The organism is Streptomyces sp. NPDC017676 (assembly GCF_044329325.1).
Lineage (GTDB): Bacteria > Actinomycetota > Actinomycetes > Streptomycetales > Streptomycetaceae > Streptomyces.
In genome coordinates, this window is record NZ_JBIRJA010000005.1 from 441,591 (window position 1) to 464,660 (window position 23,070).

General features: G+C 70.9%; 14 protein-coding genes. 7 read left to right on the forward strand and 7 right to left on the reverse strand.

Features of this window, described 5'->3' with window-relative positions; all coding sequences use genetic code 11:
- Positions 1-353 precede the first annotated feature (353 nt).
- Positions 354-7,250, forward strand: a complete 6,897-nt coding sequence (locus tag ACH4LD_RS14235) for a polymorphic toxin-type HINT domain-containing protein (RefSeq protein ID WP_398055701.1) — start codon at positions 354-356, stop codon at positions 7,248-7,250.
- Between the two features lie 499 nt (positions 7,251-7,749).
- Here the strand turns inward: ACH4LD_RS14235 and ACH4LD_RS14240 are convergent, their stop codons facing one another.
- Complete coding sequence (locus tag ACH4LD_RS14240) at positions 7,750-9,030, reverse strand: DUF5685 family protein (protein WP_398055700.1); 1,281 nt, start codon at positions 9,028-9,030, stop codon at positions 7,750-7,752.
- A 266-nt stretch (positions 9,031-9,296) separates the two neighbouring features.
- Between ACH4LD_RS14240 and ACH4LD_RS14245 the strand changes: the two genes are divergently transcribed.
- Positions 9,297-9,734, forward strand: a complete 438-nt coding sequence (locus ACH4LD_RS14245) for a cell division protein SepF (RefSeq protein WP_103812297.1) — start codon at positions 9,297-9,299, stop codon at positions 9,732-9,734.
- A gap of 39 nt (positions 9,735-9,773) precedes the next feature.
- Here ACH4LD_RS14245 and ACH4LD_RS14250 read toward each other — a convergent pair whose 3' ends face one another.
- Positions 9,774-10,964, reverse strand: coding sequence for an acyl-CoA dehydrogenase family protein (locus ACH4LD_RS14250; RefSeq protein WP_398055699.1), 1,191 nt, complete (start codon positions 10,962-10,964; stop codon positions 9,774-9,776).
- Positions 10,965-11,076: 112 nt separating this feature from the next.
- Complete coding sequence (locus ACH4LD_RS14255) at positions 11,077-12,717, reverse strand: MFS transporter (RefSeq protein WP_398055698.1); 1,641 nt, start codon at positions 12,715-12,717, stop codon at positions 11,077-11,079.
- 260 nt (positions 12,718-12,977) lie between these two features.
- On the opposite strand from ACH4LD_RS14255, the gene ACH4LD_RS14260 reads away from it, so the two are divergent.
- Both ACH4LD_RS14260 and ACH4LD_RS14265 read left to right on the forward strand, forming a co-directional pair.
- Complete coding sequence (locus ACH4LD_RS14260) at positions 12,978-14,246, forward strand: glycosyltransferase family 39 protein (RefSeq protein ID WP_398055697.1); 1,269 nt, start codon at positions 12,978-12,980, stop codon at positions 14,244-14,246.
- A 237-nt stretch (positions 14,247-14,483) separates the two neighbouring features.
- Positions 14,484-15,509, forward strand: a complete 1,026-nt coding sequence (locus tag ACH4LD_RS14265; protein ID WP_398055696.1) for a phosphatase PAP2 family protein — start codon at positions 14,484-14,486, stop codon at positions 15,507-15,509.
- Positions 15,510-15,618: 109 nt separating this feature from the next.
- On the opposite strand, the gene ACH4LD_RS14270 is transcribed toward ACH4LD_RS14265, so the two are convergent.
- On the reverse strand, positions 15,619-15,834 hold the full coding sequence (locus ACH4LD_RS14270) for an I78 family peptidase inhibitor (RefSeq protein WP_014671811.1): 216 nt from the start codon (positions 15,832-15,834) through the stop codon (positions 15,619-15,621).
- A gap of 461 nt (positions 15,835-16,295) precedes the next feature.
- On the opposite strand from ACH4LD_RS14270, the gene ctaD reads away from it, so the two are divergent.
- On the forward strand, positions 16,296-17,987 hold the full coding sequence (ctaD, locus tag ACH4LD_RS14275) for a cytochrome c oxidase subunit I (RefSeq protein ID WP_132786357.1): 1,692 nt from the start codon (positions 16,296-16,298) through the stop codon (positions 17,985-17,987).
- On the opposite strand, the gene ACH4LD_RS14280 is transcribed toward ctaD, so the two are convergent.
- Positions 17,869-18,909 (reverse strand): helix-turn-helix transcriptional regulator, encoded by a 1,041-nt coding sequence (locus ACH4LD_RS14280; protein ID WP_398055695.1) that lies wholly within the window; start codon positions 18,907-18,909, stop codon positions 17,869-17,871. The two genes, ctaD and ACH4LD_RS14280, sit on opposite strands and share 119 nt — an antisense overlap.
- A 75-nt stretch (positions 18,910-18,984) precedes the next feature.
- Entirely contained in the window at positions 18,985-19,680 is a 696-nt protein-coding gene (locus tag ACH4LD_RS14285) for a transglycosylase family protein (protein WP_398055694.1), read from the reverse strand.
- Positions 19,681-20,222: 542 nt separating this feature from the next.
- Between ACH4LD_RS14285 and ACH4LD_RS14290 the strand changes: the two genes are divergently transcribed.
- Both ACH4LD_RS14290 and ACH4LD_RS14295 read left to right on the forward strand, forming a co-directional pair.
- Complete coding sequence (locus ACH4LD_RS14290; protein ID WP_132786354.1) at positions 20,223-21,014, forward strand: hypothetical protein; 792 nt, start codon at positions 20,223-20,225, stop codon at positions 21,012-21,014.
- A 55-nt stretch (positions 21,015-21,069) separates the two neighbouring features.
- Positions 21,070-21,468, forward strand: coding sequence for a hypothetical protein (locus ACH4LD_RS14295; RefSeq protein WP_398055693.1), 399 nt, complete (start codon positions 21,070-21,072; stop codon positions 21,466-21,468).
- A 63-nt stretch (positions 21,469-21,531) separates the two neighbouring features.
- On the opposite strand, the gene der is transcribed toward ACH4LD_RS14295, so the two are convergent.
- Positions 21,532-23,013 carry a ribosome biogenesis GTPase Der gene (gene der, locus ACH4LD_RS14300; protein WP_132786352.1) on the reverse strand — a complete coding sequence of 494 codons (1,482 nt, stop codon included), beginning with the start codon at positions 23,011-23,013 and terminating at the stop codon, positions 21,532-21,534.
- Positions 23,014-23,070: the final 57 nt, after the last annotated feature.

Here is a 23,070-nt window from a genome sequence, read left to right on the forward strand (position 1 = left end):
GCGACGCAGGATTGAACCATGCCGGCCGGGCCCGCGCCAGCCTCGTCCGCCCAGCTCCGGGGCCTCGTGGAGACCACGAGAGCAAACGTGATCCAGAACACAACTGTAAACGTAACGTGAAGAGCGGGTTGTGGCTCATCGGTCCGATTTGAGGGGCTGTTCGCTGGAGCCATGTCCTGCTTAACGTGCAGCGTTGGCCTGGCTTCACGCGGCTCTCACTCCACCGACAGCCCGACGCCATGTGGCCTTTGCCTTGCACACGCGCCGGGACCGGGTCCCGGCCTTCTTCGGGTTGGGGATGGTCCGTGCGACGCGCGCACAGACAAGGAAGAGGCGCCCCCTGGGCGTTGGCCATGGCGCTGGCGGCATCGTTGCTGGCTGCGCCCGCGGCCCAGGCCGCGGGAACGGCCGAGGCGACCGCGGCCGGGCGCAAGCAACCGGTCGACGTGCCCGCGCAGGCGGCCGGCGGCGTGCCGCGCGACGGCGCCGAGCCGACACAGACCAAGCCGGTCCGGCCGGTGTGGCCCAAGGCGGCGCACGCCCGCCTCACCCTGTCCGGTCTGAAGCCGGGCAGGACCCTGCCCGTGACACCGGCCGGCGACACCTCGGACGCGGCCACCGTGCACGTCGGGCCCGCCCCCGCGACGACCCTGGCCACGCAGCGGTCCGCCATCGCGGTCCCCGCCCCGACGGACGTCGACGTCAAGGTCCTGGACCGGACCGGGCTGAAGCGGACGAACGGCATCGGCATGGGCGTCCAGCTCACCCGGCGCGACGGCCGCGGCACGCCCGGCCCGGTGAACGTCACCTTCGACTACTCGAAGTTCAAGTACGCCTACGGCGGCAACTTCGCCGCCCGTCTGCACATCGTCGCCCTGCCCGCCTGCGCGCTGACCACACCGCAGGCGAAGGGCTGCTCGACGGCCGACCCGCGGCCCGTGCCGGTCCACAACGACGTGGCCAAGGGCACCATCACCGCGACCGTGCAGGCCGACGGCGACCCCGAGCCGGCCATCTCCGTCATCCAGCCGGACCGGACGGCGAAGTCCACGTTCCCGTCCTCGGCGCTGAGCGCCGCCACGACGTCGGGTGCGACGGTGTACACGCTGGCGTCCACGTCGTCCTCCGACGCCGGTGACTACCGGGCGTCCTCGCTGAAGCCGTCCGGTTCCTGGAACGTCTCGACCGGTTCCGGCGCCTTCTCCTACAGCCTGCCCTTCGACGTGCCCAAGCCGCCCGCGGGCCAGGCGCCACAGCTGGCACTGTCGTACAACTCCCAGTCGGTGGACGCCCTCACCTCCGCCCAGAACACCCAGGCCAACTGGACCGGCCTCGGCTGGGACTTGAGCGGCATCGGCTTCATCGAGCGCCGCTACCGGGGCTGCCAGGACGACGGCACGGGCACCGGCTGGGTCGGCGACCTGTGCTGGGACTCGCCCAACTCCACCAAGGAGCCCGACGGGGCCGTCTACGTCATCAACTTCAACGGCGTCACCTCCAACCTGGTCCAGGACGACAACGGCACCGGCTCCTACCACGTGCAGGACGACCCGGGCTGGCGGGTGCAGCACCTGACCGGAGGTCATGGCGCGGACGACGAGTACTGGGTGGTCTCCACCCAGGACGGCATGCGCTACTACTTCGGCTGGGGCCGCTCCGAGCGCACCGACGCCGCCACGGACTCGGTACTGACCGTCCCCGTCTTCGGCAACAACCCGGGAGAGCCCGGCTACAACGGCGGTGTCGGCGTCAGCACCCAGGCCTACCGCTGGGGCCTGGACCGGGTCGTCGACCCCGACGAGGTGGAGACCGCCTACTTCTACGACAAGGAGCAGAACCACTACCGCTCCGTGCTGCTCGCCGACCAGGCGCGCGTCTACGACTCCGCCGCCTATCCGGTGCGCATCGAGTACGGCTGGGCCGCCCAGATACCCGGCGCGCAACTGCCCGCCAAGGTGGACCTTCGCTACGTGGGCCGCTGCGTTGAGCGGATGGCGGACAAGGACCCGCTGGCGAGCGAGCCGGCGGACTGCCCCGGCATCTCCGACCACCCGGACTCCTACCCGGACGTGCCCACGGACCTGATGTGCGACGGCACGAGTGCCGACGACGGCTGCCGGACGATCAAGGGTGAGACGTACTCGCCGACGTTCTTCGCCACGAAGATGCTGTGGGACGTCAAGACCTTCGTCCGGGACGACGACAGCTCCGCCTGGGACCCGGCGATGCAGTACCAGATGAAGTACGGGCTGCCCGACCCGGAAGGCACCATCGACAACACCCTGTGGCTGGACTACGTCCAGCGCAGGGGCTACGGCGACGGCACCGACATCACCCTGCCCACCATCAACATCAACGGTGAGTGGCGGGACAACCAGCTCGGCGGCGGTGTGCTCAACTTCCGCCGGGTCACCCAGATCCACCAGGACCTCGGTTCGTTCGTCAACGTCACCTACCGCAACTACGACGCCCAGGACGCCTGCGACATCGACAACCCGCCCAGCGAGTCGAACAACACCCAGGCCTGCTTCAAGCAGCGCTGGGTGCCCGAGGGGGCCACGGACGAGAAGACGGGCTGGTTCAAGAAGTACGTCGTCGCCAAGGTCAGCGTCGACCCCGGCCCCGGCTCGGGCTCGGGCAACGACGGCGACCCGGTGATGACCACCACCTACGACTACGTCGGCAAGCCCGCGTGGGCGTTCCCCAACGACCCGCTGACCAAGGACAAGGACGAGTCCTGGACCGACTGGCGCGGCTACCAGCAGGTCGAGGTCCACACCGGTACCAAGTCGAACGCGGCCTCCACCTACTACTGGCTGTACCGCGGCATGGACGGCGACCGCACCGACAAGGACGACCCGTCCAAGACCCGCAGCGTGACCGTCGACGACGGTGACAGCGGCCGGCCCGCGGTGACCGACTCCCCCTGGCTCAACGGCAAGGTGCTGGAATCGAGCAACCGCGACGGCTCCGGCCAGTCGCACAAGCGGGTCTGGCACGAGTACTGGACCTACGACACCGCGCAGTACGAGGGCCTGCCCGACGCCCGCTTCGTCCGCGACTCCAAGACCACCACGGACGAGCTGACCTCCAGCGGCTGGCGCGAGCACACCGTCAAGAACGAGTTCGACGACACGGAGCCGGCCAGCACCAAGTACGGCCTGCCGATGCGCACCAACGACTGGGGCCTGTCGGACACCGACGACAACCGGTGCACCACCTTCGGCCGTGCCTACAACACCGACTACTTCCCCGGCTCGCAGGTCCAGCGCTGGATGGTGCTGCCCGACGAGACCCGGCACTACGCCGCCGACTGCGCGGCCAGGTCCTCGGCCAACCAGGACGCCTACGCCGTCACCCTGTACGACGACGCGACCTCGGTCGACACCGACAAGCCGACCGACGGGCACCCCACCGCGGTGCGCGCCTACACGGACGCCACGCACTACCGCGAGACCAGGGCGAAGTTCGACCAGGCCGGCCGGCAGATCTCCACGACGGACGGCGAGCAGAACACCACCACGACGACCTACCAGCCCGCCACCTCCTGGCCGGTCGACGGTGTCAAGGTGACCACGCCCGACCCGGACGGCAGCGGCCCGGCCACACCGCAGACCACCACCACCTGGTACTCCCGCCTGTGGGGAGCGCCCTACCGCATCCAGGACCCGAACAACCAGACCACGCGTATCGTCCTGGACTCCGTGGGCCGCGTCTCGAAGGTGTTCAAGCCCTCGCAGATCTCCGCCTACCCCGACGGCACCCCCACCCTCAGGTACCAGTACGACATCACCACCTCGGACAACAGCGAGGGCGTACCGGACCTGGTCTCGACCGTCCCGCCCAAGGTCACCACGACCACGCTGCAGTCGGCCGGGAAGGTCCTGACCAGCTACGACTACCTGGACGGCCTCGGCCGTGCCCGCGAGACCCAGGTCCCGGCGCCCACCGGCACCGGACGGACCGTGATCTCGACCCGCTACGACACGTCGGGCAACGTCACGGGCACCAGTGCCGCGTTCTACAACTCCGGCGCGGCCGGGTCGGGCATGGTCCTGCCCACCGTGGACAGCCTGCCGTCCTACACCGACGCGGTCATCGACTACGCCGGCCGCACCACCGAGTCCCGGATCACGGTGAACGGCGATCCGCAGGCCCAGGGCCGGACGATCACCAACTACCACGGTGACTACACCACCACGGTGCCTCCCGCCGGTGAGCGCACCAACACCTACACCGACGTGTTCGGGCAGGTGAGCAAGGTCGTCGAGTTCGGTCCGTCCACGTACACGACGTATTACGAGTACAACCGCAGCGGTCAGCTCTCCAAGATCACCGACTCCAAGGGGAACGTCACCACCTACGCCTACAACTGGCTCGGCGAGCGCACAGGCGGCAAGGACCCCGACGCGGACCTCAACGGCACGGGCGTCATCACCTACGACGACAACGGCAACGTCGAGACGGTCAAGGACGCGGGCGGCACGGTCCTGACCTACACCTACGACCACCTCAACCGTCCGCTGACCGTGCAGAACGGCACCAAGGTGCTGACCCGCAACACCTACGACACGGCTGCGGGCGGCATCGGCAGGCCGGCCACCTCGACGTCGTACGCGGGTGGTTACGCCTACACCGACAAGATCAACGCCTACGACGCCGACGGCAATGCCACCGAGGCGCAGACGACCGTCCCGGCGGACGGCACGGGCTTCGAGAACACCTACACGACGAAGTCCGCCTACAACGCGCTGGGCCGGCAGACCAGCATCACCTACCCGGCCGTCGGCGACCTGCCGCAGGAGACCGTCACCACGCAGTACGACGGCTTCGGCAACCCCGAGAAGGTCACCAGCGACCTGAACAGCACGGTCTACGTGGACTCCACCGGCTTCGACAGCCTGGGCCGGCTGACCGACCGCACCTACGGCACCACGGCCACGACCACGACCACGGCCCGCCGCTCGTACACCTACGACGACGCCGACGGCACCGGCTGGCTGAAGAACATCACCACCACCAGCAGCACGAAGGGCACCGTCCAGAACGACGACTACGTCTACGACAACGCCGGCCAGACCACCGACCTGGCCGACAGGATCACCGGGCAGCACCAGTGCTCCACGTACGACGAGCTGAACCGCCTCAGCCGTGCCTGGACCACCGGGGCGAGCACCGGCTGCGCCGGTCCCTTCTCCCCCGACCTGGCCACCGGCAAGGACCCCTACCAGCTCGACTACACCTACGACGGCATCGGCAACCTGCAGAAGGTCACCAACACCACCGCCACGGGCTCCCAGGTCAACGACTACGTCTACCCCGGCTACTCCGCCGACCAGTCGACGTACACCGCCGGCGCCGCCCACCCGCACGCCGTGACCTCGGTGAAGACCCCGGCGGGCACCGACCTTTACGACTACGACGACGACGGCCAGATGAAGAGCCGCACCGTCGGCGGGAAGCAGACGACCCTCGTCTGGAACGAACTGCACCAGATGACGTCCGTCTCCGGCGCCGCCACCACGGGGTACGTCTACGCCGCGTCCGGTGACCTCCTGGAGCGGAAGTCCACGGACGAGACCGTCCTGTACCTCACGGGCCAGGAGATCCACAAGGCACCCGGCGCCGCTCCGAAGGCCACCCGTTACTACGGCGACGGCACCACGACCGTGGCGATGCGCACCGCGGTGGACAAGACCAGCAGCAAGCTGAGCTGGATCATGTCCGACACCCAGGCGTCGACCCAGCTGACCGTCGACGCGGGCACGGGCACCGCGCAGCGCCGGCGCTACCTGCCCTTCGGCGCCCAGAACGGCGGCACCGCCCTGCCGTCCGGCTCGGACCGGGGCTTCCTCGGCAAGACCGAGGACGACGCGACGGGCCTGTCCATCCTGGGCGCCCGTGTGTACGACCCGAAACTGGGCCGGTTCCTCAGCCCGGACCCGCTGAACTCGCCGTACGACCCGCAGTACCTCAACGGCTACTCGTACTCCCTCAACAACCCCGTCACCTACAGCGACCCCGACGGACTGCGGCCCATCACGCCGTGCGAGTACGGCTGCGACCACGGTGACCAGTCCTACCGGGACTGGATGACCCCGAACGGTGACGGCACCTGGTCCTACCACTACGAGTACTCCAACTACGTCTACAACGGACAGGGGGAGCTGCACAGCATCGTCAAGACGGGCAGCGACCTGCCCCCGCTCGGCAAGAAGATCGTGTACAAGCCCCTGGACATCACCGCCCAGGTGACGGTCATCAAGGCGCTCGCCTCGACCTTCCTGCCCGACCCCAAGGCGTGGAAGGACTGCCTCTCGGGCTCCGGGGTCTCCAGCTGCCTCATCGCCGGCACCGACCTGCCCCTGGGCAAGGCGCTGAAGCTGGTGCCCGACTCCGTGCTGAAGAAGGGCGCCAAGGCCGCCGAGGAGTGGGTCGCCAAGCTCACCAAGGGGTGCAACTGCTTCCTCGCCGGCACGGACGTCCTGATGGGCGACGGCAGGACGACCAAGGACATCGAGGACGTCAAGGTCGGTGACAAGGTCCTCACCACCGACCCGGAGACCGGCAGGACCACCTCGCAACGGGTGACCCGCCGCATCGTCACCGACACCGACAAGCACTTCAACGAGCTGTCCATCGCCACCGAGGACGGCATCGAGAAACTGACGGCGACCCGCGAACACCCCTTCTGGTCCCCGTCACAACACGACTGGGTCCAGGCCGGCGACCTCAAGCCGGGCATGACCCTGCGCACGGACGACGGCCACACGGTCATCATCACCACCAACCACCCGTTCACGACGCACGCCCGCACGTACAACCTCACGGTCGAGAACGTCCACACGTACTATGTGCTGGCGGGTGGGACACCGGTACTGGTGCACAATTCCAGCTGCCCCACGAGTGCCGCCGATGCCGAGCGGTTGCGCAAGCAGCTCAGCAGGGAGGCGGGCAGGCTTCCTGGAATCCGTTCCGCGGATGACATTTTCGACACGCCTTCGGTCCTCAGCGGGGGCGTCACACCGGATCAGGTTCGTCCGTTCTTCGCAGGCAAGAAGGGCTGGGTGGAAGAAGGTCTGGGAAGGGGGCACAACGCTGGTGGCGGTTGGGTGGTCCGCGAGTACACGGACCGCGGAGATCCGACTGGACGTATGCTCCGATGGAATCCCGGTGGCGGACATCACGGCCCCGGCGCCTATTGGAGGGTCGTCGGTCCGGAAGGGGACCTGGGAGGCATCATCCGGTGACCGGTGACCGAAGGCTGGCGGACTTCCGCCGGTGGACTCTGACCGTGTTGGGGCTGCTCAGCGCTCCACCGGACCGTCAAACCGCGTACGTGCGGGAGGCGGGCGTCGGGACGGACGAGCTCCTGCTCCAATTCGATGACGTACTGCATACGGCGCGCGCCAGAGCAGCCGATGGTTCACTCAGGCAAGAGGATCTCCTCCTGCTTCTGGAAGTCGACGAAAGAGTCGACGCCGTGAACGCGGGACCGGATTCCATTTGGGACGAGGCCGCTCTCGGAACGTCAACGGAGTGGAGAGAGCTGCGGGTCACGGCCGGAGTGGCGAAGGCGGCTTTTGAGAAATCCTGGAGCCTTGATTCCGGAGATCAGTCGGGCCCGCCGGCCGAAGGCCCTCTGTAGCGGTCGCCGGATCAGCCGTTGCGGAAAGCTCCACCAGCCCGTCGGCTCGGTGGAGCTTTCCGCGTTCTACGGCCCGCCCGCGGAGAGCCCCGGCGACGGCCTCAGCAACCGTCGCACGGGCAGCAGCAGTCGCAGCCGTCGCAGCCGCCGGGGCAGGAGCAGTCGCAGTTTCGGCAGCAGCCCTCCCGCTTCTTGCGGGACCACGGGCCTTCGTACTCCTCGGCGCAGCACATCCTGCAGGTGCAGCACAGCGCGAAGAACATGCCGCAGCCCGCCCAGAAACCGCGTCGGCCCTTGACCGGCTCGGGCGGCGGACCGAAGCCGCCGCCGAAACCGCCACCGCCCCCGCCGAAACCGCCGCCTCCGTCGGCAGAACCGCCGTCGGCATACGGATTGCCCGGAAGCGGGGCACCGGCGCCGTACGGCTGTTGCGGCCCTCCGGCTCCGTACGGCCCCGGCTGCGTCCCCGCGTCGTAGGAACCCCGCGGTCCCCCGTGCCCCCCGTGCCGATCGGCCGCGCACCCCGGTGCCGTCCCGAAGGCCCGGTCCACCGAGCGGCGCAGTTCGTGGACGAGGAGGAGGTGGACGAGCCGGCCGTCGTGGAACTCGGCGTCCCGCAGGGCGAGCCGGATGCCGTGCAGGGCGTCGTCGGCGAGCCGGCGCGCCTCGGTGAGGGGCGTGCCGGTCGCGGTGAGCGGGTTCCAGGCACCCGACACGGCGTCAGCCCCCCGGTCCTCCACGGCGTCCAGCAGGTGCGCGAGCCGGCCGAAGAGGCGTCCGGCCTCGGCCAGCGGCCCGGCGTTGTCCGGCCGTCCGGCCAGCAGCGCGGTGTGCGCGAAGGCCGCGGCGGTCGCGGTCTCGGTCGGCTCGGTGACCGTCAGGACCGGAGTGCCGGGCCCGGCCAGGGCCTCCACGCCGGGCTGCCGGTCGACGGCGTCGACAAGGACACCGGTGTCGAACCCGACCGCCGCCCCGCCGCGCTCGCCGGCCCGGCCCCAGTTCGCGGCGAGCCGGCGTGCGGCGGCGGCGACCGGCGCGCGGGCCAGCAGTCCGTCCCGGTCGGCGACATGGTCGCGCACCTTCGCGGAGGCGAGCACGAGGGAGACGGCGGCGGCGAGCCGCGCGCCCTCACCCTGTGCGACGGACGCGGTCCGCATGCCACGCAGCGCGCACGGCCCGGCCGTCCGGCGGGTGCCGCTCAGCGGGCCGGTCTGCGCCTCTGTCAGTACCGATATGAGAAGCCCGTCGTAATTTGTCACGATCCGTGCGAACTGACCGTGGTCGCGACGCAGGGCGAGGCACAGCCCGCACAAGTGCGCCATCCAGTCGGCCCTGAACCGCTCACCGAGCCGGTGGGCGCAGGGCCTGACGATTCCGAACACGACATCCCCCGTACTGTGATACGACGTTGGCGTTCACCCGTACGCACCGTGCATCACCCGTCCGCCGCAGACAATCATATTTCACTCTCAGTCAGCAGCCGTATGAGTCTCGCCCCTTGGGGCACAAGGACTCTCGACGGATCCGCTGTGCACCAGTACCGTCACAAACCCCCCGCGCGGCGTCTATCCACTTGGCGCGCCGTCCGCATCATGGATGACCATAGGGATGCGGAAAGCAAGAAAGACCGCTGTGAGAGGAGGCGTCCATGGGATCGGTACGCAAGGCGAGTGCGTGGCTCGGCCTCGTCGACGACAACGATGACGAGCGCTACTACGACGACGACTACTCCGAGGGCACCGAGTCCGGGGACGCCTGGGTCACCGACCCCCGGGTGAAGGTGGCCACGGACACGGCCGAGGACAAGGGCCGCCGGATCGGCACGGTGACCCCGGACAGCTTCCGGGACGCCCGCGCCATCGGCGAGCTGTTCCGGGACGGCGTCCCGGTCATCATGAACCTCACCAACATGGAGCCCGGCGACGCCAAGCGGGTCGTGGACTTCGCGGCGGGGCTCATCTTCGGACTGCGCGGCTCGATCGACCGCGTCTCCAACCGGGTGTTCCTGCTCACCCCGGCCGACACCGAGATCATCAGCGGCGAGGCGTCCGCCCACCGCTCGGACGGCTTCTTCAACCAGAGCTGAGGCGGGGCCGCCGCACCGGCCCCGCCTCAGCACCGGGGCTCACCGGAAGGCGTCGAGCCCGGTGAGCGCCTTGCCCAGCACGAGCTGGTGCATCTCGACGGTGCCCTCGTAGGTGAGCACCGACTCCAGGTTGGTCGCGTGCCGCATCACCGGGTACTCCAGGGAGATCCCGTTGGCACCGAGGATCGTCCGCGCCGTACGGCAGATCTCGATGGCCTCGCGGACGTTGTTGAGCTTGCCGAAGCTGACCTGCTCGGGACGCAGGCGGCCGGCGTCCATCCGCCGCCCCAGATGGTGGGCGAGCAGAATCCCCTTGTGCAGCTCCACCGCCATGTCGGCGAGCTTGGCCTGGGTGAGCTGGAAGCCGCCGATGGGCCGCCCGAACTGCTCCCGTGACCTGGCGTAGTCGAGGGCCGCCTCGAAGCTGCTGCGCGCCGCGCCCATCGCGCCCCAGACGATGCCGTAGCGGGCGTGCGACAGACAGCTGAGCGGTCCGCGCAGCCCGGTGACCTCCGGCAGCACCGCCGTGGCGGGCAGTCGTACGTCGTCCAGGACGAGTTCGCTGGTGACGGAGGCGCGCAGGGACCACTTGTGCTTGATCTCCGGTGCCGAGAAGCCGGGGCTGTCGGTGGGGACGACGAAGCCGCGGATGCCCTCCTCGGTCTGCGCCCAGACGACGGCCACCCCGGCGACGGAGCCGTTGGTGATCCACATCTTGCGGCCGTTCAGCACCCAGTCGTCGCCGTCCCGCTTGGCGTGGGTGCGCATCGAGGCGGGGTCGGAGCCGTGGTCGGGCTCGGTCAGCCCGAAGCAGCCGATCACCTCGCCGGCCGCCATCCGCGGCAGCCACTGGAGCTTCTGCTCCTCGCTGCCGAACCGGTGGATGGCGTACATCGCGAGGGAGCCCTGCACGGAGACCAGCGACCGGATGCCGGAGTCGGCCGCCTCCAGTTCGAGGCAGGCCAGGCCGTACTGGACAGCACTCGCGCCCGCGCAGCCGTAGCCGGTGAGGGACATGCCGAGGGCGCCGATCGAACCCAGTTCGCGCGCGAGGTCCCGGACGCCGGGCAGTTCGCCCTTCTCGTACCAGTCGGCGACGTACGGCAGCACGCGGTCGGCCGCCCACGCGCGGACGGTGTCCCGGACGGCCAGGTCCTCCGGCTCCAGCAGGTCGTCGATCCCGAGCGGGTCGGCGGCGTCGAACGGGGGCAGCTTCGCGGACGCGGACATGGAACACCCTCCGGAACACGGGACGTCACACGGGACGTCGGCAAAACTAGCAGCGCTAGTTACGGCTCTCCGGCCGACGTTACGGTGCAGTGTCCCCCACGTCCAGAGGAGGTCAGGCGGTGACCCGCGGCTTCCCGGCCGCCGCCTCCGCCCCGCGCGGCGACGGCAGCGCGGCCTCGCCGTCCGCCGCTTCGCCGCCCGCCGGCTCCTCACCGCACTGCATCAGCCACGGCAGCCGCAGTGCCATCACCGCGCCCAGCAGCAACAGACCCGCGCTCACGAGCAACGTCACATGCAGCCCGTGCACGAAGGAGTCCCGCGCGGCACGGCGCAGCGCGGTCCCGGCCGTGCCGCCGAGCCGTCCGGCGACCTCGTAGGCCTCGCCGAGCGAGTGGCCCGCCGCGGTCGAGGCGGGCCGGGGCACGCCCGGCACCGACCGCAGCCCCGGCGCGTAGGCCGCGTTCATCACGCTGCCCAGCAGCGCGATGCCGATACCGGCCCCGAGCTGGTACGACGTCTCCCCGATCGCCGCCGCGCCGCCGGCCTGGTCGGCCGGGGCCTCGCTGAGCATCGACTCGTAGGCCCCGAAGAGCGTGGTCTCCAGGCCGAAGCCCAGCAGCACGAAGCCGGCCAGCAGCAGCGTCGGGTCGTCGGTGCCGCCCATGCCCGTCAGCGTCAGCACCGCCGCCGCCGTCAGGCAGAAGCCGAAGCACACCATGCGGCGCGGTCCGAAGCGGCGCAGCATGCGCGCGCCCGCGAGGCCGGCCGCCATCGCGGCGAGGGTGAGGGGCAGCAGTCTCAGGCCGGTCTGCAGCGGGGACAGGCCGAGCACCAGTTGCAGGTACTGGGCGGCGATCAGCTCCAGGCCGACCAGCGCCAGCATGGCCAGCACGATGCAGCCCACCGAGGTGCTGAACGCGGGCCGGCGGAACATGCGCAGGTCCACCAGCGGATGCCGGAGCCGCCGCTGGCGCCGTACGAAGAGGAAGAGGAGGGCGGCGCCGGTCAGCAGCGGCAGCACGGTGAGGGGTCTGGCGACCGCCTCCCCGCCGCCGAGCCGCTTCACGCCGAAGACCACGCCGAACAGTCCGGCCGCCGCCATCAGCGCGCCGGTCACGTCCCAGGGGCCCTCGCGGTCACCCCGGGACTCGGGCAGCAGCATCCGGCCCACCGGCAGACTCACCAGCATCAGCGGGATGTTGACCAGGAAGACCGCGCCCCACCAGAAGTGCTCCAGCAGGAAGCCGCCGAGCAGCGGTCCGACCGCCGCGCCGACCGCCGCGACGGCGCTCCAGACGCCGATGGCGAGGGCACGCTCGCGCCGGTCGGGGAAGACCTGGCGCAGGATCGACAGGGTGGCCGGCATGATCATGGCGCCGCCGACGCCGAGCAGCGCGCGGGCGACGATGAGCATCTCGGCGGTCGGCGCGAACGCGGCCACGGCGGAGGCGACCCCGAAGAGGGCGTAGCCGAGCAGCAGGACGCGTCTGCGGCCGACCCGGTCGCCGAGGGTGCCGAAGAGGATCAGCAGCGAAGCGCAGACCAGCGGGTAGACGTCGACGATCCAGAGCAGTTCGATGGCGCCGGGCTTGAGGTCCTCGGTGACGGCGGGGACCGCCACGTGCAGCACGGTCGCGTCGAGCGCGACGAGCAGCAGGCTGACACAGAGGACGACGAGGACGACCCAGCGGTTGGCACCTGCCCCGGGCGCCCGACGGCGCGGCCGTACGGCAGCCGTGGTCGTCCCGGACATGTACGTACCTCCCAGATGATCCCTCGTATGGGGCGGACCGACGGGGCGGGGACCCCCTGCCGTACGGCCGGAGAGGAGCGGTGTCTCCGGCCCGCGCGAACCCGTGCGAGTGACTCGTCAGCGTACGCGAGTCCGTCACGCGGTCACGTGGCGGACATCTCACCCGCCGGAGGGAACCCGTGTGGCGTACACCACGTCACCCGCTCTTGACCGTGACCCGGCGAGAGGTCCGGTGGAGCGCGCGGTCGATAATCGAGCCCGTGACCGATCTTGCGACGCGTGCGGCCCCGCCCCACGCCCCTCTTCCGCGCCGGGCCGCCCCGGCCCTCCTGGGCTACGCGGCGGTCCGCACCCTGGGGCTGGTGGTGCTGGCGGTGTGGAGCGCCGCGCGCGGCAAGAGCGCGTTCACCTTGCTGACCGCGCGCTGGGACTCGCTGTGGTACACGCGGGTCGCCGAACTGGGGTACGGCTACGAGGTGCGGCTGCCGAACGGGGACGTCCACTCCAACCTCGCGTTCTTCCCGTTGCTGCCCTGGCTGGAGCGGTTGCTGCACGCGGTCACCCCGCTGTCGTACGCGGCGGCCGGATTCGTGGTGAGCCTGGTGGCCTCGCTCGCCGCCGCGGCCGGGATCTTCGCGGTCGCGGACCGGGTGTACGGCCCCCGCGTCGGGACGTGCGCGGTGCTGCTGTGGGCGGTGCTGCCGGTCGGGATCGTGCAGTCGATGGCGTACAGCGAGTCGCTGTTCACGGCGCTGGCGGCCTGGTCGCTGTACGCGGCGCTGACCGGGCGGTGGGTGAGCGCGGGCGCGCTGGCGGCCCTGGCCGGGCTGACCCGGCCGGTGGGGGTGGCGGTGGTCGCGGCGGTGTGGGTGGCGGGCGCGGTCTCGTTCGGGCGAGAGCGCGGCGCGAAGCACACGCCGGACGCGGTCTCGTTCGGGCGAGAGCGCGGCGCGAAGCACACGCCGGGCGCGCGTCATGAGGAACACGCGCCCGCGCTCACCCCCGGCGCACCCGTCACCCCGTACGCCCCCGGCCGGTGGCGCGCGCTCGGCATGCTGCTCGCTCCGCTCGGGGCCGCCGGCTACGTCCTCTGGGTCGGCCACCGCACCGGCAAGGGCCCGCTCGGCTATCTGGACGTACAGGCCGGATGGCGCAACGGGTTCGACGGCGGCTACGCCTTCGCCCGCTTCGTGGCCGACAAGTTCACGTCATTCCCGTCCGCTCTCGCCGGCCTCGGCCTGATCGCCGGGGTGGCCCTGCTGATCTGGCTGTACGTCACCGGGGTCCGCGCGCGCCAGCCGGTCGAACTGCTGGTCTACACGGGGGTCGTGCTGGCCCTCGCCCTCTGCGCGTCGAGCTACTTCGGCTCCAAGCCGCGGCTGCTGATGCCCGCCTTCCCGCTGCTGCTGCCGCTCGCCCGTGCCCTGGCCCGGCCGCGCAGCCCCCGATCGGCCCTGCTCACGGCGGGGTTGGCGGTCGCGGCGGCGGTCTACGGGGCGTTCTGGCTGAACGGTTCCGGTCCACCATGATCCACCGGGCCGCCCGATGACGCCCCGGAGAATTCCGCGCCAGGACCGGGTTAACACATTCATAAGCGCCATATAAACAACACCCGGCATGATCAATGGAATTGGCCCGATCGGACTCACAGGATTGCGGAATCCCGGGAATTCGGGCCGCCCTTGAGAGGTTTCCCACATCACATCGTCATCACAAAGACGCTGTTTCGACCGGGAACACCGCTCACTCGCTGTAACGTCGATTGGGTGCGTACCGAACGAAACCTCACCCGGCGTCTGGACCGGGTGTTCGCCAGACTGGACCGTGAGCCGGAACGACCGGCCCACATCGATGTGCCGAGGATGAGCCGGCACCGGGTCGTTCTGTTCTCCGCGACCCTGGCTTTCTACCTGGCGATCGTGTGGGCCGTGGTGACGACCTCCTGGCTGGTCCGGCTGGACTGGCAGGTCATGTTCTTCCGGCCGTACCAGCAGTGGCCCGAGATCCACGCGTTCCTCGACTACTACGTGGTGCTGGGCCAGCGCGGCCCCACCGCCGTGATGGTCGCGGCCTGGCTCGGCTGGCGCTCCTGGCGGCAGCACACCCTCCGCCCGCTGCTCACCCTGGCCACCTCGCTGCTCCTGCTGAACATCACGGTCGGCGCCGCCAAGCTCGGCATGGGGCGGCTCGGTCCGCACTACGCGACCGTGATCGGCTCGAACGAGATGGGCCTGGGCGGCGATATATTCCCCAGCGGCCACACCGCCAACGCGGTGGTGACCTGGGGAATCCTGGCATATCTGGCCTCCACCCCGACGGCGCGCCGCTGGCTGTCGGCCCTCTCCGCGGTCACCTCGCTCGGCGTCGGCCTCACCACCGTCTACCTCGGTACGCACTGGCTGAGCGACGTGCTGCTGGGCTGGGCCGCCGGTCTGCTGATCCTGCTCGCCCTGCCCTGGTTCGAGCCACTGATCGCCAAGGCCGAGCTGTGGCTCTTCGACCTGCGCGACCGCCTGCGCGCCCGCCGCGGCCTGCCCGCGCCCGAACCGGCCGTGCCGGTCACGCCGGTGCTGCTCAAGCCGCGCAACCTGCCGGCCGAGCAGCCGACGCCGGCCCGCGAGCCGGTGGCCTCCACCCGTTCCTCCCGGGGTCTGGCGCACCTCGCGCCCGGACCGCACACGGCCCGTTCGGAACGCACCCCGGTCACCCCGGCGGGCAGCCGCCGTCCGCCGCACGCCGACCGCCTCCCGCGCGGCACGTCCCAGCCGGCCCGGCCGCTGACCGGCGGCTGACTGCCCGCACCGGCACGGGGTTCGGTACGCACCACCGCCCCACGCCAGGCCGAAGGACCCGCTGCCGTTCCTGGAGCGGGGCCTTGCGCGTATCCACGGGAACGGGCGGTCAGCCCTTCCAGGCGCGGGCCACCCGGCCGTCCCGCACCTCGAAGTTCAGCCGTCCGGCCCGGTACTCCATGGTGATGATCGCGCCCGGCGGCAGCGACCGCACCGTCGACCAGCCGCGCTGCCGCGCGAGCCGTTCGGCGTGCGCCGCGTCGAGGCCGACGTACCCGTCCGGGCTGTCCTGGGGCTCCGCTGACGGAGTGGGAATCGGTGCCATGCGGCCACGCTAGGCCGCGACCGGTGGTGACGGAAGCGGGGCACAGACGGGTAAGAGCCGTATCCGGCTCCCGTCACACTTCTGTCACAGCCACCGCGATCCCGTTTCGGCCGCGGTCACATCATCGGCTGCCACGACGCGTGTCACACGAACGGGGGTTTCCGTTCGGCTCACCGGGGTAATCGAACAGAATTCACGCGTGTCGGAGGGCCGCTCCGAATTACCCGGCGGAAAGTGCCGCAGTGGGGATCGGGGTGGGCCCGGGGCCGCGATTCCCGGCGCAATCCGCAGTGGCGCGACGGCGGCTGACACCACATAGGAAATTCACGGATTCAGCACACAACCGCCGGACGCCCCCTGTCGGAGCGCACGCCCGGCGAGTCTCCGGACGACAGCTCGTGGCGCGCGTGCCGCGGGCCGCCGCGGGCCCGGGCGCGACGATGCGAAGGGGCGAGCGAGCGATGGGGACCGAGACCGCAGGGGCGCCGGCGCGACCGGTGCGCCGGGCCAGGGCCGGCCGGCTGGTGGTGGACTGGCTCACCACCACCGACCACAAGAAGATCGGCCACCTGTACCTGATCACGGGCTTCGGGTTCTTCCTGGCGGGCGGGGTCATGGCGCTGCTGATGCGCGCGGAGCTCGCCCGGCCGGGGCTTCAGCTCATGGGCAACAACCAGTACAACCAGCTGTTCACGCTGCACGGCACGATCATGCTGCTGCTGTTCGCGACCCCGAGCTTCGCGGGCTTCGCCAACGAGCTGATGCCGTTGCAGATCGGCTCGCCGGACGTGGCCTTCCCCCGGCTGAACATGCTGTCGTACTGGCTCTTCGCGTTCGGCGGGCTGATCGTGCTGGGTTCGCTGCTGGTGCCCACCGGGCCGGCCGCCTTCGGCTGGTTCGCCTACGCGCCGCTCAACGACGCACGGCACTCCCCCGGCGTCGGCCCGGACCTGTGGATCATGGGTCTGGCGCTGGCCGGCTTCGGGACGATCCTCGGCGCGGTCAACTTCCTCGCCACGATCATCGGGATGCGGGCCCCGGGCATGACGATGTTCCGGCTGCCGATCTTCACCTGGAACACGCTGTTCACGTCGATCATGATCCTGATGGCGTTCCCGGTGCTGGCGGCGGCGCTGCTGGCCCTGGAGTCGGACCGGCGGTTCGGCTCGCAGGTGTTCCAGGCGCCGAACGGCGGGGCGCTGCTGTGGCAGCACCTGTTCTGGTTCTTCGGGCACCCCGAGGTGTACATCATCGCGCTGCCGTTCTTCGGGATCATCACGGAGATCATCCCGGTGTTCAGCCGCAAGCCGATCTTCGGCTATCTGACGCTGGTCGGCGCGACGATGGCGATCACCGGGCTGTCCATGGTGGTGTGGGCGCACCACATGTTCGCCACGGGCGCGGTGCTGCTGCCGTTCTTCTCCTTCATGTCGTTCCTGATCGCGGTGCCGACGGGGGTGAAGTTCTTCAACTGGACCGGCACGATGATCAAGGGCTCGCTGTCCTTCGAGACGCCGATGCTGTGGGCGATGGGCTTCCTGGCGACGTTCCTGTTCGGCGGGCTGACCGGGGTGATCCTGGCGTCCCCGCCGATGGACTTCCACGTGACGGACTCGTACTTCGTCGTCGCCCACTTCCACTACGTGGTCTTCGGCACGGTCGTCTTCGCGGTCTTCGGCGGCTTCTACTTCTGGTGGCCGAAGTTCACCGGCAAGATGCTGGACGAGCGGCTGGGGAAGATCCAGTTCTGGACCTTGTTCGTGGGCTTCCACGCCACGTTCCTGGTGCAGCACTGGCTGGGCGCCGAGGGGATGCCCCGCCGGTACGCCGACTACCTGGCGGCCGACGGGTTCACCGCGCTCAACACGGTGTCGACCATCGGCTCCTTCCTGCTGGGCCTGTCGACGCTGCCGTTCCTCTACAACGTCTGGAAGACCGCCGTGTACGGGGACAAGGTGGACACCGACGACCCCTGGGGCTACGGCCGCTCCCTGGAGTGGGCCACGTCCTGCCCGCCGCCCCGGCACAACTTCGTCACCCTGCCCCGGGTCCGCTCGGAGTCCCCGGCGTTCGACCTGCACCACCCCGAGTACGCGGCCCAGGCTCCGCAGCCCGAGCCAAAGCGCCATCAAGCCGGTCCCGGAGCCTCCTGACGGCGTCGGTGAGCTCGGCGGGCTCGATCACCTCGAACGGCAGGCCCAGCATCAACAGGTGAACGACCATCACGTCGAGGCTCGCCGCGCCGGAGCGCAGCAGGCACGCGTCCGCCCCGTCGGGCTCCAGCGTCCCGGAGGACGGTGAGACGTGCTCGGCGGCCTCGTGCAGGGGCACCAGCAGCCGGACGGTGGAGTGCGTGGGGTAGGCGCCCGTGGAGACGCCCCGGGACACGTAGGCGGCGAGATCCTCGGCGGGCGGCTCGCGCGGCGTGAAGCGCGGCCCGTGCGGCGGCCTGGGGGTGATCCGGTCCACCCGGAAGGTCCGCCAGTCCGCCCGGTCGACGTCCCAGGCGACCAGGTACCAGCGCCGCTCGGTGCACACCAGCCGGTGCGGTTCGACGGTACGGCGGCTGCTCGCGCCCTCGTGGGTGCGGTACTCGAACCGCAGCCGCTCGGCGTCCCGGCACAGGTGGGCGAGTTCGGTGAGCAGGGCCGGGTCGACGGGGGCCGTCGGCGGGCCGCCGCGCAGCATGGGCACGGTGAAGGCGTTGAGGGCGCTCACCCGGCGGCGCAGCCGGTGCGGCAGCACCTGCTCCAGCTTGGCGAGGGCCCGTACGGAGGTCTCGCCGATGCTCTCGATGCCCTGTCCGGCGGCGGTGCGCAGGCCGACGGCCACCGCGACGGCCTCGTCGTCGTCCAGCAGCAGGGGCGGGAGTTCGGCGCCGACGCCCAGCCGGTAGCCGCCACCGGTGCCGGGGCTGGCGTGCACCGGGTAGCCCAGCTCGCGCAGCCGGTCCACGTCCCGGCGGACGGTGCGCGGGGTGACGTCGAGCCGTTCGGCCAACTCGGGGCCGGACCACTCGCGGTGGGCCTGGAGCAGCGAGAGCAGGCGCAACAGGCGTGCCGAGGTCTCCAACATGGGCCCGAGTCTGCCAGGGGACGCGGACAGCCGCTGTCCTCATCGGGACAGCGGCTGTCCGCCGGCGTGCCGGGCTCAGAGCGCGAGGCGCTGCCCGGGCACGATCAGGTTCGGGTCGTCGCCGATGACGGCCTTGTTGGCGGCGTAGATCCGCTGCCAGGTGGTGCCGTGCCGGGCCGCGATGGTGCTCAGGGTGTCTCCCCGACGGACGGTGTAGTCACCGTGCGGGGCACCACGGCCGGTGGTGGTCGCGGGTCGTTCCGGCGTCTTCGCCGGGGTGGACCGGACGGGCGCGGACCTCGTCGTCGCACCGCTGTCGTGGGCCGCCGTACCGGAGGAGCCGGTGCGGGCCGCCGCCGGGGCGGCGCCGGAGGCCCCGGCCCGGCCCGAGCACACCGGCCAGGCGCCCCAGCCCTGTGCCTGCTGGACCCTGGTGGCGACGGCGATCTGCGCGCTTCTGGAGGCCTGGTCGGCCGTCGGGGCGTAGGCGGAGCCGCCGTACGCGCGCCAGGTCGAGGCGGAGAACTGGAGTCCGCCGTAGTAGCCGTTGCCGGTGTTGATGTGCCAGTTGCCGCCGCTCTCGCACTGGGCGATGCGGTCCCACACCCCGTTGTCCGCCGCGGCGGCGTTGCCGGTCGCTGCCAGCAGTCCCAGCGGGGCCAGCAGGGCGGCTCCGGCGAGCGCGGCCGTCGTACGGCCCTTGCGGGCGCCGTCGGGACGGGCGCCGTCGGGACGGGCGGTGTTGCGGGTGGTATCGGCACACTCGGACATGTAGTTCCCTCTCCACGAACCCGGGCTCCCCCAAGGCGGAGCGCGCCTCACCGCGTAGGACCGCGGTTCCTCGCGCCCGCCCCGCCCGCCGTGACCGGAGTCGGCGATGCAGCTCTGCCTGTGCCGGCCGGCGGACGTACCCGAGCGGTGCTCGTTGCACACGGCGGAGGAATGTAGGGAGGGTGAGCGGCGGGAATCAACCAACTCGCCGTCGGTCCAGGCCACTTGCCCGTTACCCCCGGTATCGGCGATTTTCGGCCACCCACTACATACGCGGATTTCCTGATTTGTCGACCACCGGCCGACGCGATCTGTGACCCACTTCACCCATTCAAGTTCCTTGACCGCGAACGGAGTTGACAGTGAGTGTTCGATTCCGCACCCCAGGTGACCGTGCGCGGTGGAAGGTGCGAACCGGTCGCCCCCGGGGCGTGACCACCACCACAGGACGCCCGTTGTCTTCTTCATGAGCCCGGAACCCCGGGGCTCATCGGCCGGGAGCCACCCGGCCGACCCAGCACCGCATCCCGAGGGAGCCACCCGTGCCGCGCATGCTCGACGTCAGCGACGCCGTACGCGCCGAGATCGGCGACGAAGAAGCCGACCGGCTGCTCGCCGGAGAGAACGCCCCGGGCAGTTACGACTGCACGTCCTGTCGCACCCCGGGCGACTCCGAGCAGGAGCGCACCAGCACCGTTCTGTTCGTCGGCGACGAGACCGCCGTCCTCGCCTTCGCCCACGCCAGCTGTCTGCCCTCGCAGGTCGTCCAGGTGACGGAGGAACAGCTCCAGGGCGCCGTCCGCTCCATCGGCGCCGTCGGCGGCGACCCGGCCGGCGGTGAGCCGCGCACGTCCGTTCCCGAGCAGGCGGTGCTCGGGGTGACCAGCGGACTCGTCCTGGTCGACGGGGAACTCCACCCCGCGCTCGTCGTCGAGCCGACCTCGCCGATCGTCCGTCCGGGCACCACCGGGGCGGGCGACGACTTCCTGCCGCTGCTCATCGAGCAGGGCTTCATGCCGGTGACCGAGCTGGCGTCCGTCCCCCCGGTGCTGCACGGCTGGTCCGTCCTGCTGGCCGTGGGCCAGTTGCACGCGGTGCTCCAGCCGTCGGCGGCCGGCGGGCAGCCGGTGGCGTGGTGGCAGGCGCACCAGCCGCTCCAGGTGACCGACAGCTGGCGGGCCGCCGCGAACAAGCACCAGCAGGTGCTGATGTTCGCCGCGCCGGTCGGGTCGATCGGGCGTCAGCCCCGGGAGGACCTGCTGCGGGAGGCGCTGGACAGGGCCGCCGCGGGCGGCAAGCTCGTCGCCGCGGCGCTCCCCCTCGCGGGCACCTGAGCCCCGGTGAGCCGTCCGGCCGCATCTCTTTCCGGTTACGGTCGTTTGGACATACGTGCACGCATATGACACTCCTCCCCGCCGGTCCTTCTCCTCCGTGCCGTCCGCCCGGGCGGCGCACGAGCCGTCCGGCGGGTCCTCGGCCACGCCGATCTACGACTCGCTCTACGCGGAGTGGGTCAGGACCTTCCGCACGCTGCCGGGGGACCGCAGCGGCGAGGAGGAGCTGGGGTTCAGCGCCTTCGGGGACTTCCCCGACGGTTCGGGGACGTACGGCGGGCACCGGGCGGGCACGTTCAGCAGCTCCTACAGCGCCTACAGCGCGGGGGCCTACAGCGCCCGGCAGCAGTCGCAGTGGCAGCGGGTCGGCACGCTGGGCCGGCAGCACGACACGGGGATGCACCACGTGCCGGCCGCGGCCGCCCTGCCGCCGGGGCCGCGCCGGAGTGCCTGACGGGCACACGGACGAGGAGGGCGGCCCTGGAACACCAGGGCCGCCCTCCTCGTCGTACCGCCGTTACTTCTTCTTCGCGCCGCGCTTCTCGCGCACCCGCACCGAGATGTGGATCGGGGTGCCCTCGAAGCCGAACTCCTCGCGCAGGCGGCGCTCGATGAAGCGCCGGTAGCCCGCCTCGATGAAGCCGGAGGCGAAGAGCACGAACCGCGGGGGCTTGGTGCCGGCCTGGGTGCCGAACAGGATGCGCGGCTGCTTGCCGCCCCGGACGGGGTGCGGGTGGGCCGAGACCAGCTCGCCGAGGAAGGCGTTCAGCCGGCCCGTGGGGACGCGCGTCTCCCAGCCGGCCAGCGCCGTCTCGATCGCCGGGACCAGCTTCTCCATGTGCCGGCCGGTGCGCGCCGAGACGTTGACCCGGGGCGCCCAGGCGACCTGGCCCAGCTCGGTCTCGATCTCCCGCTCCAGGTAGTACCGGCGCTCCTCGTCCAGCGTGTCCCACTTGTTGAACGCGATGACCATGGCGCGGCCCGCCTCGACGGCCATGCTGATGATCCGCTGGTCCTGCACGGAGATGGACTCGGAGGCGTCGATCAGCACGACGGCGACCTCGGCCTTCTCCACGGCGGCGGCCGTGCGCAGCGAGGCGTAGTAGTCGGCGCCCTGCTGGAGGTGGACACGCTTGCGGATACCAGCCGTATCGACGAACTTCCAGGTCTTGCCGCCGAGTTCGATGATCTCGTCCACCGGGTCGCGGGTGGTGCCCGCCAGCTCGTTGACGACGACGCGCTCCTCGCCGGCCACCTTGTTCAGCAGCGAGGACTTGCCGACGTTCGGGCGGCCGATCAGGGCCACGCGGCGGGGGCCGCCGATCGCGGTGCCGAAGGACTGCTCGGGGGCGTCCGGCAGGACCTCCAGGACGGCGTCGAGCATGTCGCCCGTGCCGCGGCCGTGCAGGGCCGAGACCGGGTGGGGCTCGCCGAGGCCCAGGTTCCACAGGTAGGCCGCGTCGGCCTCGCCGCTCGGGCCGTCGACCTTGTTGGCGCACAGCACGACCGGCTTGCCGGCCTTGCGCAGCAGCCGGACGACCGCCTCGTCGGTGTCGGTCGCGCCGACCTTGGCGTCGACCACGAAGACCACCGCGTCGGCCGCCTCGATCGCGTACTCGGCCTGGGCGGCCACGGAGGCGTCGATGCCGAGGACGTCCTGCTCCCAGCCGCCGGTGTCGACGACCTTGAAGCGGCGGCCGGCCCATTCGGCCTCGTAGGTGACGCGGTCGCGGGTGACGCCGGGCCGGTCCTCCACGACCGCCTCACGGCGGCCGATCATCCGGTTCACCAGTGTCGACTTGCCGACATTGGGGCGGCCGACGACGGCGAGCACGGGCAGCGGACCGTGGCCCGCCGCCTCGATGGCGCCCTCGACGTCCTCGATGTCGAAGCCCTCTTCCGCGGCGAGCTCCATGAACTCCGCGTACTCGGCGTCGCCGAGAGCCCCGTGCTCGTACTCGTGCTCGGCCGAGCCGTCGGGCTGGATGTCGTCGTTCATGAAGTCCGTACCTCGTCGTTCATTCGTGGTGATCGGTGGAAGGAGCCCCCGCGGGGG

What these genes read in the sequence shown, in the direction of transcription:
- ACH4LD_RS14235 (WP_398055701.1), top strand. Translation starts at nt 354, where the DNA reads ATGGCGCTGGCGGCATCGTTGCTGGCTGCGCCCGCGGCCCAGGCCGCG.
- ACH4LD_RS14245 (WP_103812297.1), top strand. Translation starts at nt 9,297, where the DNA reads ATGGGATCGGTACGCAAGGCGAGTGCGTGGCTCGGCCTCGTCGACGAC.
- ACH4LD_RS14280 (WP_398055695.1), bottom strand. Translation starts at nt 18,909, where the DNA reads ATGTTGGAGACCTCGGCACGCCTGTTGCGCCTGCTCTCGCTGCTCCAG.
- der (WP_132786352.1), bottom strand. Translation starts at nt 23,013, where the DNA reads ATGAACGACGACATCCAGCCCGACGGCTCGGCCGAGCACGAGTACGAG.
- ctaD (WP_132786357.1), top strand. Translation starts at nt 16,296, where the DNA reads ATGGGGACCGAGACCGCAGGGGCGCCGGCGCGACCGGTGCGCCGGGCC.
- ACH4LD_RS14250 (WP_398055699.1), bottom strand. Translation starts at nt 10,964, where the DNA reads ATGTCCGCGTCCGCGAAGCTGCCCCCGTTCGACGCCGCCGACCCGCTC.
- ACH4LD_RS14255 (WP_398055698.1), bottom strand. Translation starts at nt 12,717, where the DNA reads ATGTCCGGGACGACCACGGCTGCCGTACGGCCGCGCCGTCGGGCGCCC.
- ACH4LD_RS14285 (WP_398055694.1), bottom strand. Translation starts at nt 19,680, where the DNA reads ATGTCCGAGTGTGCCGATACCACCCGCAACACCGCCCGTCCCGACGGC.
- ACH4LD_RS14270 (WP_014671811.1), bottom strand. Translation starts at nt 15,834, where the DNA reads ATGGCACCGATTCCCACTCCGTCAGCGGAGCCCCAGGACAGCCCGGAC.